This is a genomic window from Streptomyces sp. NPDC030814 (assembly GCF_055572155.1).
In genome coordinates, this window is the sequence record NZ_JBVIDX010000001.1 from 308,668 (window position 1) to 321,985 (window position 13,318).

The 13,318-nt window shown below is 72.4% G+C and carries 14 protein-coding genes; 8 read left to right on the forward strand and 6 right to left on the reverse strand.

What is annotated here, in order from left to right:
• Positions 1–96 precede the first annotated feature (96 nt).
• The 4 genes from ACZ43N_RS01275 to zapE form a co-directional block, all read right to left on the reverse strand.
• Positions 97–1,602, reverse strand: coding sequence for a SulP family inorganic anion transporter (locus ACZ43N_RS01275; RefSeq protein ID WP_468094262.1), 1,506 nt, complete (start codon positions 1,600–1,602; stop codon positions 97–99).
• Between the two features lie 20 nt (positions 1,603–1,622).
• A complete protein-coding gene (locus tag ACZ43N_RS01280; RefSeq protein ID WP_468094263.1) occupies positions 1,623–2,201 on the reverse strand; it encodes a carbonic anhydrase in 579 nt (192 codons plus the stop codon).
• Positions 2,202–2,282: 81 nt separating this feature from the next.
• Complete coding sequence (locus ACZ43N_RS01285) at positions 2,283–2,684, reverse strand: hypothetical protein (RefSeq protein ID WP_468094264.1); 402 nt, start codon at positions 2,682–2,684, stop codon at positions 2,283–2,285.
• A 233-nt stretch (positions 2,685–2,917) separates the two neighbouring features.
• A complete protein-coding gene (gene zapE, locus ACZ43N_RS01290; protein WP_468094265.1) occupies positions 2,918–4,063 on the reverse strand; it encodes a cell division protein ZapE in 1,146 nt (381 codons plus the stop codon).
• Here zapE and ACZ43N_RS01295 point away from each other — a divergent pair.
• The 4 genes from ACZ43N_RS01295 (at position 4,062) to msrB (ending at position 7,374) form a co-directional block, all read left to right on the forward strand.
• Positions 4,062–4,901 carry a pyrimidine reductase family protein gene (locus ACZ43N_RS01295; RefSeq protein ID WP_468094266.1) on the forward strand — a complete coding sequence of 280 codons (840 nt, stop codon included), beginning with the start codon at positions 4,062–4,064 and terminating at the stop codon, positions 4,899–4,901. The two genes, zapE and ACZ43N_RS01295, sit on opposite strands and share 2 nt — an antisense overlap.
• 120 nt (positions 4,902–5,021) lie before the next feature.
• Complete coding sequence (locus tag ACZ43N_RS01300; protein ID WP_468094267.1) at positions 5,022–5,477, forward strand: indole-3-glycerol phosphate synthase; 456 nt, start codon at positions 5,022–5,024, stop codon at positions 5,475–5,477.
• Positions 5,478–5,567: 90 nt separating this feature from the next.
• Positions 5,568–6,953 (forward strand): UDP-N-acetylmuramate--L-alanine ligase, encoded by a 1,386-nt coding sequence (gene murC, locus ACZ43N_RS01305; protein WP_468094268.1) that lies wholly within the window; start codon positions 5,568–5,570, stop codon positions 6,951–6,953.
• Between the two features lie 13 nt (positions 6,954–6,966).
• A complete protein-coding gene (gene msrB, locus ACZ43N_RS01310) occupies positions 6,967–7,374 on the forward strand; it encodes a peptide-methionine (R)-S-oxide reductase MsrB (protein WP_468094269.1) in 408 nt (135 codons plus the stop codon).
• Positions 7,375–7,436: 62 nt separating this feature from the next.
• On the opposite strand, the gene ACZ43N_RS01315 is transcribed toward msrB, so the two are convergent.
• Positions 7,437–8,153: an alpha/beta fold hydrolase gene (locus ACZ43N_RS01315; RefSeq protein ID WP_468094270.1), complete on the reverse strand. Its 717-nt coding sequence runs from the start codon at positions 8,151–8,153 to the stop codon at positions 7,437–7,439.
• A 28-nt stretch (positions 8,154–8,181) separates the two neighbouring features.
• Entirely contained in the window at positions 8,182–9,153 is a 972-nt protein-coding gene (locus ACZ43N_RS01320) for an alpha/beta hydrolase (protein WP_468094271.1), read from the reverse strand.
• 268 nt (positions 9,154–9,421) lie between these two features.
• Between ACZ43N_RS01320 and ACZ43N_RS01325 the strand changes: the two genes are divergently transcribed.
• From ACZ43N_RS01325 to ACZ43N_RS01340, 4 genes are read left to right on the forward strand one after another with little or no spacing between them, the layout of a single operon-like run.
• Positions 9,422–11,305: an amidohydrolase gene (locus ACZ43N_RS01325; RefSeq protein WP_468094671.1), complete on the forward strand. Its 1,884-nt coding sequence runs from the start codon at positions 9,422–9,424 to the stop codon at positions 11,303–11,305.
• A 16-nt stretch (positions 11,306–11,321) separates the two neighbouring features.
• On the forward strand, positions 11,322–11,984 hold the full coding sequence (locus tag ACZ43N_RS01330; RefSeq protein ID WP_468094272.1) for a hydrolase: 663 nt from the start codon (positions 11,322–11,324) through the stop codon (positions 11,982–11,984).
• Between the two features lie 36 nt (positions 11,985–12,020).
• The gene (locus ACZ43N_RS01335; RefSeq protein WP_468094273.1) at positions 12,021–12,542 is read left to right on the forward strand and encodes a DoxX family protein; all 522 of its coding nucleotides are present in this window, start codon (positions 12,021–12,023) and stop codon (positions 12,540–12,542) included.
• Positions 12,535–13,275: a YoaK family protein gene (locus tag ACZ43N_RS01340; protein WP_468094274.1), complete on the forward strand. Its 741-nt coding sequence runs from the start codon at positions 12,535–12,537 to the stop codon at positions 13,273–13,275. The genes ACZ43N_RS01335 and ACZ43N_RS01340 overlap by 8 nt, the downstream gene beginning before the upstream one ends.
• Positions 13,276–13,318 lie beyond the last annotated feature (43 nt).

The window sequence follows — 13,318 nt, forward strand, 5'->3', positions numbered from 1 at the left end:
GGGGCCGGACACGGGTGGCGCCCCGGTCGCGGGGACCGGGGCCCCGGGACGGGGACGGCCTGCGAGGACCGCCGCCCGCCTGGTGGGACCGGAGGGTCAGGGCGCCGCCGAGGCGACCTTCTGCGGCTCCGGGCCCGTCATCCTCACCGGTTCGGTGCCGGTCGCGCTGTGCCGTTCCGCCCAGTTCTCCAGGGCGGTGCGGCAGGCGTGGTCGAGGTGGTGCAGACCGGAGAGGTGGAGCTCGACGGGGCGGTCCTGGGGCAGCGACTCCAGGCTGTCGAGGATCTTCGGCAGGCGCAGGAAGGTGGCGTTGCCGGACAGGTAGGCCTGGACGGGGCCGGCGCCCTTGTCGATGACCTCCAGCTTGATGTGCGAGGCCTCCCACGCCGTCTTGACGACCGCGAGGGCCAGACCGATCAGGACGCCCTCGAACATGTTCACCGCGACGATCGACACGGCCGTCGTCACCAGGATCAGCGCCTCGCCCCGGTGGCCCCGCCACAGCGAGACCACCGCGCGGAACGGGATCAGTTTCCAGCCCGCGTGGACGAGGATGCCGGCCAGGGCCGGCAGCGGGATCAGCGCGAGGGCCCCCGGCAGCAGCGCGGCGAAGAGCAGCAGCCAGACGCCGTGCAGGACCCGGGACGCCTTGGTCCTGGCACCGGCGTGCACATTGGCGGAGCTGCGCACGATGACCGCGGTCATCGGCAGCGCGCCCAGCAGACCGCACACCGTGTTGCCGGCGCCCTGGGCCATCAGCTCCTTGTCGTACTCGGTGCGTGGCCCGTCGTGCAGCCGGTCCACCGCCGCCGCGCTGAACAGGCTCTCGGCGGAGGCGATGAGCGTGAAGGCGAGGATCGTGCCGATCAGCGCCACATCGGCCAGCCCGCCGAAGGCGTCGAGTCCGGGCGGCTGGACGGAGTCCAGCAGACCCTTCACCTCGACCTTGGCGACCGGCAGGCCGAAGGCCAGGGTCACGACGGTGGCGAGGACGACCGCCGCCAGCGCGCCGGGCACGACCTGGACCTTCTTGGGCAGCCGCTGCCACAGCACCATCACGGCGATGGTGCCCGCGCCGAGCGCGAGGGAGGCGAGGGCGGTGGTGCTGCCCACGGCCTCGACGAAGGCCCCGGGCAGGCCCGTGATCTTGTCGAGGCCGGAGGCCGGGGCCTTGAGACCCGCCGCCGCGTACAGCTGGCCGGCGATGATCACGAGACCGATACCGGCCAGCATGCCCTCGACCACGGACACGGATATCGCGCGGAACCAGCGGCCCAGCTTCAGCGCGCCCATGGCGAGCTGGAGCAGGCCGGCGGCGAGCACGATCACGCCGAGCGCGGGGAGGCCGAACTGGCGCACCGCCTCGAAGACCAGCACGGTCAGGCCGGCCGCCGGGCCGGAGACCTGCAGACTGCTGCCGGGCATCAGACCGGCGACGATGCCGCCCACGATGCCGGTGATCAGGCCGAGCTCGGCCGGCACCCCGGAGGCGACGGCCACGCCCACGCACAGCGGCAGGGCGACCAGGAAGACGACCAGCGAGGCACCGAAGTCCTGGCGTATGTAGGGGAACTTGGAGGTGGGGGAGGTCGAGGAGTTCATCGAAGACACCGGCCCGCCGCTCACAGCGTCTCGAACGTGTCGGTGTCCGCGCGGTGTTCGCGCACGGCTCCGGTGTGGACCTCGTAGTACCAGCCGCGCAGCCGCAGCCGGCCGTCGGCGAGGCGCTTTTCCACGCAAGGGTAGGAGCGCAGCCGCAGCAGCTGGCTCAGGACGTGGTTCTGCACGCCGTCGGCGACGGTGGGGTCCTCGACCGCGCCCTCGGGGCGCGGGGTGGCGTGGGTGAGCCAGTCGCGTACGGCGGGGACGGCGTCGAGGTCGTCCCCGCGCACCAGCGCGCCGACGGCGCCGCAGTGCGAGTGGCCGCAGACCACGATGTCGCTGACGCCGAGCACCTCCACGGCGTACTCGATGGTGGCCGTCTCACCGCTGGGGCGGTCCGACGTGTACGGGGGGACGATGTTGCCGGCGGTCCGCAGTTCGAAGAGCTCGCCGGGGCGGGCGCCCGTGATCAGGGCCGGGACGACCCGCGAGTCGGAGCAGGTGATGAACAGGACCTCGGGGGACTGGCCCTCGGCCAGCCTGGCGAACTCCTCAGGGCGCTGTCCGAAGGTACGGGCGTTGTCGATGAGGGGCTGCATGATGTGGTGACTCCTCCTGGCGCGCCACGGCGGCGCGTCGGGCTTGCACGACAGATGTGGGGGGAAGCGGGCTCCGTGCACTCAGCAGCGGAAGACCTGGAGGGCGGCCGGGGTGTGGGCCGTGCGGGATCTCGACTGTCGGTGGTGCCGGGCCGAGGGCTGTCCGGGTTCGCCGGCGGCCGTCGGGTTCTCCCCCGACAGCGGGCGTATGGGCGCTCCGGGAGCGGCGTGGGCGGTGGCGCGGTGCCGGTCACGGGTGCGGAAGGGACCGGTCGGGTCCTCGGGGTGACCGCACGCGCGGTGGGTGACGGCCGGGTCACGTACGGGTTCGGCCTTGAGGGCCTTTCCGGGCACGGTTTTGGCCTTGACGTGACCGAATGTGTGCGCGGATGCGAAGGAAGCGGTGGGAGTGAAGAACTGCAGGGCGAGCAGGACGGCGGCTAGGGCCGTGATGACGGTCCGGGGCGTCGTACCTCGCAACATGAGCCTCCCCACTGCCAGTTCGTCATGTCTCCCGTGCGCCAGCAGTTGTACGACTTGGTCAACCAATGGTCAACCGCTGGTCAAGAAACACGTTAACCCTGCAAAGTTGTTTGCAGGGTTAACTTAACGTTTCGAGCTGAAGAGAGCCTGAAAAGCGTGGGCAGGATGGCCGGAAAAGCCCCTTGACCTGGGGGAGTTCCTCCCGGTGAGGGGTGGGGGCGTGCTGCTGGGGCTCAGTGCCCGGCGAGTCGTCCCGCGTCGCGGGCGAGGGCGGTGAGCCGGGAGATGGCTCGGAAGTACTTCTTCCGGTAGCCGCCCTTCAGCATCTCCTCGCTGAACAGCCGGTCGAAGGGCTGCCCCGAGGCGAGCACGGGGACCTCGCGGTCGTACAGCCGGTCGGCCAGCACCACGAGCCGCAGGGCGGTCGACTGGTCCGGGACGGGCTGAACGTCTGTCAGGCACACCGCCGTCAGGCCGTCCGTGAGAGCGCCGTACCGGCTGGGGTGCACACGCGCGAGGTGCTCCAGCAGATGCGGGAAGTCGTCGAGCGAGGCGCCCTCGGTGGCGTACGCCGTCTTCGTGACCTGCTCGTCGGAGAACGGAGGCGGCGCCTCGGGCAGACCGCGGTGGCGGTAGTCCTCGCCGTCGATGCGCAGGGCGCGGAAGTGGGCGGACAGGCCCTGGATCTCCCGGAGGAAGTCGGCCGCCGCGAACCGGCCCTCACCGAGCTTGCCCGGAAGGGTGTTCGACGTGGCGGCCAGGGCGACGCCCGCGTCCACCAGCTTGCCGAGCAGGGTCGACACGAGGACGGTGTCGCCCGGATCGTCCAGTTCGAACTCGTCGATGCACAGCAGGCGGTGCCCGGAGAGGGTCTGGACCGTCTTCTGGAAGCCGAGCGCGCCGACCAGGTTGGTCAGCTCCACGAACGTGCCGAACGCCTTGAGCGCGGGTTCGGCCGGGGTCGCGTGCCACAGGGAGGCCAGCAGATGGGTCTTGCCGACGCCGTAGCCGCCGTCCAGGTAGACACCGCGCGGGCCCGAGGGGGCCTTCGGGGCCTTCGCCCTGCCGAGGCCGAAGAGGCCCCGCTTGCCGGCGCCGGTCGCGTGGGCGCCGCCGAGACCGGCCGCGAAGCCGCTGAGGACCTGGACGGCCTCGGTCTGGCTGGGCTGGTTCGGGTCGGGGATGTACGTGTCGAAGCGCACCGAGTCGAAGCGCGGCGGCGGCACCATCTCGGCGACGAGCCGGTCGGCGGGGACATGGGGCTCGCGGGCGCACAGGGACAGCGGAGCCGTATCGGCTATGGGGCCGGGGGCGGACACGGCGGCGGAGGACGACGACACGGTTACCGAGTCTAAAGGCCGTGCCACACTGCACGACATGCGACGCCTGTTCCCTGTGACCGAAGAGACAGCGGCCCCGACCCCGGACGAGGCCGGTGAGAGCGCGGCGGCGGCCGCAGGCCGGGCGCCGGGCGGCGGCTCCGTCGACCGGGAGTGGAGCCTGGAGGAGCTGGCGGCGGCGTACGCCTATCCCGCGCCGGGGCCGGCCGGCCCCGAGCCGTGGCTGCGGGCCAACATGGTCTCGACGCTGGACGGGGCCGCCCAGCACGGCGGGCGTTCGCAGCCGATCTCCAGCGACGCCGACATGCGGATCTTCGGCACTTTGCGGGGGCTCGCGGACGTGGTGATCGTCGGCGCCGAAACGGTACGCCTGGAGGGCTACCGTCCGGCACGCGCGCGCGAGGCGTTCGCCGAGGCCCGGCGGGCGGCCGGACAGACCCCGGCCCCGGCCGTCGCGGTGGTCAGCGCCGGACTGGACCTCGACTTCTCGCTCCCCCTGTTCACCTCGCCGCTCACCCCCACCCTCCTGCTGACCGGGGCCGCCGCCCCGCCCGACCGGGTGGCCGCCGCCGAGAAGGCGGGCGTACGGGTGGTGATCGCCGGGGACGGCATGGGCGTCGACCCCGCGCGCGCCGTCCGGGCCCTCGCCGACCTGGGGCTGACCCGGCTGCTCACCGAGGGCGGACCGCGCGTCCTCGGGCAGCTGATCGCGGCCGGCGTCCTCGACGAGCTGTGCCTCACCGTGTCGCCGATGCTCACCGCGGGGGACGCCCAGCGGATCGCCGGCGGCCCCTCGGTGGCGGTGCCCAAGCGGTTCGAGCTGGTGTCGTTGCTGGAAGAGGCCGGGTTCCTGTTCGGTCGTTACCGTCGTACGTGAGAGCGGGCGGAACCACCCGTTCCGTTTAGTTCTCGCCGGGCACACTAGATCCCTGAGGAGCGAGGGCCGCCAGGTCCTCCCGGAAGAAGGGCGCCTGTGGTGTCGTTCACGAGCGTTTTGATGATTGAGAAGGCTCTGACGTCCGCGGACGTGGAGTTCGTCACGACCCTCCACGGCGACGAGCCGGCCTCTTTCCACGTGCTGCTCCAGCCGCGGGGCAACCAGGCCGACCGGTTGCTGCGGGCCATCGACGACCTCGCCCTCGGCGAGCTGGACGAGGCGGCACGCGAGGGGGAGACCCCGGAGGGGGAACAGGCCCTCGACGAGGGGGAACGGGCTCTGGAGGTGTCCCTGCAGGCGCTGCGGGGGGCGGGGAGCGAGGCGCAGGGGCGGCTGATCGAGGACCACCCGCTGGACGCGCTGAAGTCCCTGGTGGAGGAGGTCGAGGCCGATGAGGTGCTGGTACTGACCGACCCGCACTACGTGGAGGAGTTCTTCCACCGCGACTGGGCGTCCCGGGCGCGGCACAAGGTGGGGGTGCCGGTGCTGAAGCTGTTCTCCCACAGCCGGGCGTAGGGGCGTGTCCGGTGGTCCCTGGCGTTCGCGGGGGCGTATGGGCATAGGGTTGCCCTGGACCTTTGCCGTACCAGTACTGGGAGAACACACATGGCACCCGGCCTTCCTACCGCCATGGACCGACCGCACTTCATCGGGATCGGCGGGGCCGGGATGTCGGGGATCGCGAAGATCCTGGCCCAGCGCGGCGCCAAGGTGGCGGGGAGCGACGCCAAGGAGTCGGAGACGGCGCAGGCGCTGCGGGCGCTGGGCGCGACCGTGCACATCGGCCACGCGGCTGAGCACCTCGCCGACGACGCGACGTGCGTGGTCGTGTCCTCGGCGATCCGCGCGGACAACCCGGAGCTGGCCCGCGCGGCCGAGCTGGGCATCCCGGTCGTCCACCGGTCGGACGCGCTCGCCCGGCTGATGGACGGGCTGCGCCCGATCGCGGTGGCCGGCACCCATGGCAAGACCACCACCACCTCCATGCTCGCCGTGTCGCTGACCGAGCTGGGCCTGAACCCGTCGTACGCCATCGGCGGCGACCTCGACGCGCCCGGCTCCAACGCCCTGCACGGCGACGGCGACATCTTCGTGGCCGAGGCGGACGAAAGCGACCGCAGCTTCCACAAGTACGCCCCCGAGGTCGCGATCGTCCTCAACGTGGAGCTGGACCACCACGCCAACTACGCGTCCATGGACGAGATCTACGAGTCCTTCGAGACGTTCGCCGGCCGTATCGTGCCGGGCGGCACGCTGGTGATCTCGGCGGACCACGAGGGCGCGCGGGAGCTGACCCGCCGGGTCGAGGGCGTCCGTGTCGTCACGTACGGCGAGAGCGAGGACGCCGACGTCCGTGTCCTCGCCGTCGTGCCCCAGGGACTCAAGAGCGAGGTCACCGTCCTGCTGGACGGGCAGGAGCTCACCTTCACGGTGTCGGTGCCCGGACGGCACTACGCGCACAACGCGGTCGCCGCCCTGGCCGCGGGCGTAGCGCTGGGTGTCCCGGCGGACGGGCTGGCGCCCGCGCTGGCGGCGTACACCGGCGTGAAGCGGCGGTTGCAGCTGAAGGGCGAGGCAGCCGGGGTGCAGGTCATCGACTCCTACGCGCACCACCCGACGGAGATGACGGCGGACCTGGAGGCGATGCGGGCCGCCGCCGGCGACGCGCGCATCCTCGTCCTCTTCCAGCCCCATCTGTTCTCCCGGACGCAGGAGCTGGGCACCGAGATGGGGCAGTCGCTCGCCCTCGCGGACGCGTCCGTCGTGCTCGACATCTACCCGGCCCGTGAGGACCCGATCCCGGGCGTCACCAGCGAGCTGATCATCGCCGCGGCGCGGGCGGCGGGCGCGGAGGTCACGGCCGTCCACGACAAGGCGCAGGCGCCCGCGGTGATCGCGGGAATGGCGAAGCCCGGTGATCTCGTTCTCACCATGGGCGCGGGTGACGTGACCGACCTGGGCCCGAGGATCCTGGACCGTCTTTCGCAGTGAGGGGCTGAGACTCATGCCGTACGACGTCGACAAGCCGGACGAGCAGTGGCGCGCGGAGCTGACCCCGGCGGAGTACGCGGTGCTGCGTCAGGCCGGTACGGAGCCGGCGTTCACCGGGGAGTACACCGACACGAAGACGAAGGGGGTGTACTCGTGCCGGGCCTGCGGCGCGGAGCTGTTCACCTCCGACACCAAGTTCGCGTCGCACTGCGGATGGCCGTCCTTCTACGACCCGAAGGACAGCGACGCGGTGGAACTGATCGAGGACCGCTCGTACGGGATGGTGCGGACCGAGGTCCGCTGCGCCCGATGCGGATCGCACCTCGGGCACGTGTTCGAGGGGGAGGGGTATCCCACCCCCACGGATCAGCGGTACTGCATCAACAGCATCTCGCTGCGGCTGGCGCCCGAGGACGAGTGACGGCCTGAGCCCGGTGGCACGTGTGCCCCGCGCCCCTGACAGGGGTGCGGGGCACACGTCGTTCAGCTGGTGAGGTGTACCGCGTCGCGGATGACCGCCGCCACGTCCTTCGGGCGGGAGACCGCCACCGCGTGGGAGGCCCCCTCCAGTTCGGTGACGGTGGAGCCCGCGCGCTTCGCCGCGAAGCGCTGGACCTCGGGGTTGATCGCCTCGTCGGCCGCCGCGACCACGGCCCAGGACGGCCGGGTCTTCCAGGCGGCGACCGGCGGGATCTCGGTGAACGCGGCGGTCGCCAGCGGACGCTGCGACACCGCGAGGATCCGGGTCGCCTCGGCGGGGACGTCCGCGGCGAAGATGCCGGGGAAGGCGTCCGGCGCGATGGTGACCTCGACGCCGGGCTCCCCGCCCTCGACGGGGTAGGTCCGCTCGACCAGGTTGGCGACGAGCGGGGCCAGCGGGAAGCGCCCCTGCAACTCGCCGAGGCTCTCGCCCTCCTCCGGGATGTACGCCGCCACGTAGACCAGGCCGACGACGTTCTCGGCCGCGCCCGCCACGGTGATGAGCGCGCCGCCGTAGGAGTGGCCGACGAGGACGACGGGGCCGTCGATCTGGGCGGCCGCGGAGGCGATGTACGCGGCGTCGGAGGCCAGACCCCGCAGCGGGTTCGGTACGGCGACGACGGGGATGTCGTGGCTCTGGAGGTCCTCGACGACGCCGGCCCAACTGGACGCGTCGGCGAAGGCCCCGTGCACGAGGAGGGCGGTGGGTGTGGTGGACATGAGGGTCCTCTCTCTGGGTGCGGGTCGGTCAGCCGGCGTGCAGCGCGGTGCGCAGGGTGCCGGTGGCCAGCGTGATCGCGGCCTCGGCGGCATGGGTGCCGCGCAGCGCGTTGAGCATCACGAAGTCGTGGATGATGCCCTGGAAACGGACGGCGGTGACCGGGACGCCGGCCTCGCGGAGCTTGGCCGCGTACGCCTCGCCCTCGTCACGCAGGACGTCGGCCTCACCGGTGATGACCAGCGCCGGAGGGAGCCCGGCCAGCTGCTCGGTGGTGGCGCGCAGCGGGGACGCGGTGATCCGGGCGCGCTCGGCCTCGTCGGTCGTGTACTGGTCCCAGAACCACCGCATGCCGTCGCGGCGCAGGAAGTAGCCCTCGGCGAACCGGCGGTAGGAGCCGGTGTCGAAGTTCGCGTCGGTCACCGGGTAGAAGAGGACCTGCTGGACCAGGGGCACATCCCCGCGCTCCTTGGCCATCAGGGTCAGGGCGGCGGTCATGTTGCCGCCGACCGAGTCACCGGCCACGGCCAGCCGGGTGCCGTCCAGGTCCTTCGACGCGCCCTGTTCCACGACCCACTTGGCGACGGCGTAGTTCTGCTCGATGGCGACGGGGTAGCGGGCCTCGGGGGAGAGGTCGTACTCCGGGAAGACCACGGCGGCGCCCGCGCCGACGGCCAGTTCGCGGACCAGGCGGTCGTGGGTGTGGGCGTTGCCGAACACCCAGCCGGCGCCGTGGATGTAGAGGATCACCGGCAGGGTGCCCCCGGCGCCGGCGGGCTTCACGATCCGTGCCCTGACGCTGCCCGTCGGGCCGCCCGAGACGGTGATCCACTCCTCGTCGATCTCCGGCTTCTCGATCTCGCCGGACTGCACCTCGTCGACCGCCTTGCGGCCCTCCGCGGGCGGCAGTTCGAAGAGGAAGGGGCGATTGGCCGTCGCCTCGGCGAAGGCGGCGGCCGCCGGTTCCAGGACCGGCCGTACCGGTTCGACGGTGTCGGACATGCATGTCTCCCGATGGTGTTGTGCGCGTGGTGCGGGTACGTCGCCCTGCACGCTAGGACCGGGAATGGGGCGGGAATTGCCCATGAGCGCACCGGGACCTATCCCACAGCGCACGGGAAGGGGAAGCGGGCAACGGACAGTGCGCTGTGAGTACGAATTCCGTGCACTGCCGGGTCACCTGGGGGCGGTGGGGCGAAATAGCTTGAGAGCGGACGCCGTTCATGCGCTCCCGCCCCATTTCCCCAGGAGGTCGAACCCGTTGTCCACGATGCCGGTCGGTGGGCTGGTGCCCCGTGCCGTCGACGACGCGGCGGACCTCGTCGTCCGCAACGCGAGGATCCACACCGGAGACCGGAGCCGCCCGGTGGCCGAGGCGCTCGCCGTGCGCGCCGGGGTCGTCACGGCCGTCGGCGACGACCGCGACGTGGCGCCCCACATCGGCCCGGGGACCCGGGTCGTCGACGCCCTCGGTCGCCGCGCCGTCCCCGGCCTCAACGACTCCCATCTGCATGTCATCCGGGGCGGCCTCAGCTATGTCCTGGAGCTGCGCTGGGACGGCGTCCCCACCCTGCGCCAGGGCCTCGCCATGCTGCGCGAACAGGCGGCCCGCACCCCCAAGGGCCAGTGGGTACGGGTGGTGGGCGGCTGGTCGGCCGAGCAGTTCGCCGAGCGCAGGCTGCCCACCGTCGCCGAACTGAACGATGCCGCGCCCGACACCCCGGTGTTCGTCCTGCACCTGTACCAGTCGGCGATCCTCAACCGCGCGGCGCTGAAGGCCGCCGGATACACCCGCGACACTCCCGACCCCAGGGGCGGCCAGATCGTCCGCGGCCGGGACGGCGCGCCCACGGGCATGCTGCTCGCCGCGCCCAGCGCCCTGATCCTCTACTCGACGCTCGCCAGGGCACCTGCCCTGGAGGATGAGGACAGGAAGACCTCCACCCGGCACTTCCTCAAGGAACTCAACCGGTTCGGACTCACCTCCGCCATCGACGCCGCCGGCGGATTCCAGAACTTCCCCGACGACTACCGGACCGTCGTAGAACTCGCCGAGGCCGGACAACTGTCCCTGCGTATCGCCTATCACCTCTTTCCGCAGACCCCCGGCCAGGAAACGGCCGATCTGGCCCGCTGGACCGAGACGGTCCGCCCCGAGGACGGCGACGCCTGGCTCCGCCTCAACGGGGCCGGCGAGAATCTCACCTGGGCCGCCGCCGATTTCGAGAACTTCACCCAGCCGCGCCCGGAACTCACCGCGGACTACGAGACGGAATTCGAGCAGGCCGTACGTCTCCTGATGGAGAACGGCTGGGGATTCAGGCTCCACGCCACCTATGACGAGACCATTCGACGGGATCTCGCCGTGTTCGAGAAACTCGCCGCCGAAGGGCTCTTCCCCGCCGGAAACAGATGGTTGTTCGACCACGCGGAGACCGTCTCCGGCCGCAGCCTGGACCGGATCGCCGCCCTCGGCGGAGCCCTGTCCGTGCAGAACCGGCTGTCCTTCCAGGGTGAGGCGTTCCTGCGCCGCTACGGCCCCGAGGCCGCCGCGACCGCCCCGCCGGTCCGCGCCATGCTGGATCGCGGCCTCACCGTCGGCGCCGGCACCGACGCCACCCGGGTGTCCACCTACAACCCGTGGGTCGCCCTGCACTGGCTGGTCAGCGGCCGCACCGTCGGCGACCTGGCCCTGCGCCCGCCCGCCAACCGGGTCGACCGCGCCACCGCGCTCGCGATGTTCACGACGGCGGGCGCCGCGCTCACCGGTGAGGAGCACCTCAAGGGGGTGCTGCGCACCGGGTACTTCGGCGACCTCGCGCTGCTGACCGAGGACTACTTCACCGTGCCCGAGAAGGACATCGCGCACATCGAGTCCGTCCTGACCGTCGTCGGCGGGCGGATCGTGCACGCCGCCGCCGAGTACGAGGGCCTCGACGAGGAACTCCCGCCGGTCAGCCCCGCCTGGAGCCCGGTGGCCCACCACGGTGGCTACCAGGCCACCGGCGGCACCGGCCGGTCGGGCGCCCGCCAGGCCGAACTGCTGGGCGAGGCCGCCGCCGAGTCCGCACTGCACCGGCAGTGGCGCGCCGCGCGAGGACTCGCGCCCGGGACCGGCGACGGCCCGGCTCTCGACCCCTGTTTCTCCCTCTGACAGAAAGGCACCCCCCATGGTCGACATCGACGAGGTCACCGCGGCTCCCGGCCCGGACCTCCTCACGCCCGACAACTGCGCGGTCCTCTTCGTGGACCACCAGCCGCAGATGTTCTTCGGCACCGGCAGCGGCGACCGCACCGCGATCATCAACGCGACCGTCGGTCTGGCCAAGGCGGCCAGGGTCTTCGACGTACCTGTGGTACTGAGCACGGTGGCCGCCGAGTCCTTCTCGGGTCCCCTCCTGCCGCAGCTCGCCGACGTCTTCCCCGACCACAAGATCGTCGACCGTACGACGATGAACGCCTGGGAGGACGTCGCCTTCGTCGAGGCGGTCAAGGCCACCGGCCGCAAGAAGCTCGTCATCGCCGGTCTGTGGACCGAGGTGTGCGTCGTCCTGCCCGCGCTGTCCGCGCTCGCCCAGGGCTACGAGGTCTACGTCGTCACCGACGCCTCGGGCGGGGTCAGCCCGCAGGCCCACGAGCACGCCGTCCAGCGCATGATCCAGGCCGGCGCCGTACCCGTGACCTGGGTGCAGGTGCTGCTGGAGCTCCAGCGGGACTGGGCACGCGAGGAGACGTACGGGCCCACCACGGAGGTCGTGAAGGAGCACGCCGGCGCGTACGGCCTCGGCATCGTCTACGCGCAGGCCGTCATCGGCGCCCACGCGGCCGGCTGAGAAGCACGAGGGACGTCGGGAACGGGCGGGAACGTGATGGACACCGGACTGTTGCTCCTGCGTCTGGTGGTCGGGCTCCTCATCGCCGGCCACGGGGTGCAGAAGGTCAGTTTCCTGCTGGGCGGGAGCGGGCTGGCCGGCGGAGCCGAGGAGTTCCGCCGCGACGGCTTCCGCGGCGGCCGGCTCACCGCGCTCGCCGCGGGCGGCGGCCAGCTCGGCGCCGGTCTGTTCCTGGCGGCCGGACTGCTCACCCCCCTGGCGGCGACGACCGTGATGGGGGTCATGACGGTCGCGAGCACCGTCAAGTGGCGCAACGGGCTGTGGGTGCAGAACGACGGGTACGAGTACCCGCTCGTCCTCGTGCTCATGGGCGCCGTGTCGGCGCTCACCGGCCCCGGCCGCTGGGCGGCCGACCACCTGCTCGGGCTCGGCCCGTGGCCGCTGTGGGTCTCCGTTGCCGCGGTCCTGCTCGGCCCGGCCGCCGGGCTCGCCACCCGGGCGGCGCTGCACCGCCCGGTCCCCTCGGCGGAGCCGGAGGGGGTGCGGGGCCGTGCGTGAGCTGTTGACCGACGCGGCCCGCACGCTCGTCCCGCCGCGGGGGGACCGGCACGGGCCGCTGCCGCCGCTCCTGCTGGCCCTCACGGTGGTGACCGGCGTGGTCGACGCGGTCAGCTATCTGGCGCTCGGCCATGTCTTCGTCGCCAACATGACCGGCAACGTGGTCTTCCTGGGGTTCGCCCTGGCGGGCGCCGAGGGGCTGTCCGCGCTCGCGTCCGTCGTCGCCATGGCCGCGTTCCTCGTCGGCGCGCTGGCCGGGGGCCAGGTCGCCGCCCGGTTCGCGGCCCACCGCGGGAGGGTGACGGCCGTCGCCGTGGCGGCGCAGACGGTCCTCGCCGCCGCGTCCGTCCTCGCATCCGCCCTCTCCGACGGTGACCGGGCCGGCGGCCCGCCGCGCTACACCCTGATCGTGCTGCTCGGGCTCGCGATGGGGCTTCAGAACGCGGTCGTACGGCGCCTCGCCGTCCCCGACCTCACCACGACCGTGCTGACCCTCACCCTGACGGGACTGGCGGCCGACTCCACCTCCGCCGGAGGGGTGGCGCCCCGGCCCGGGCGGCGGATCCTGTCCGTCCTCGCGATGTTCCTCGGCGCCCTCGCCGGAGCCCTGCTGCTGCGGTGCACCGGACTCACCCCCACCCTGGGCGTGATCCTGCTCCTGCTCGTGCCGACCTGCGCCGCCGCCCTCCGCCTGGCGGCCTCCGACGCCGGGTGGACCCGCCCGCCGTCCTGACGGCCGTGCCCGCAGGCGGTGGTTCCCGACCCTGGGCCGCCGC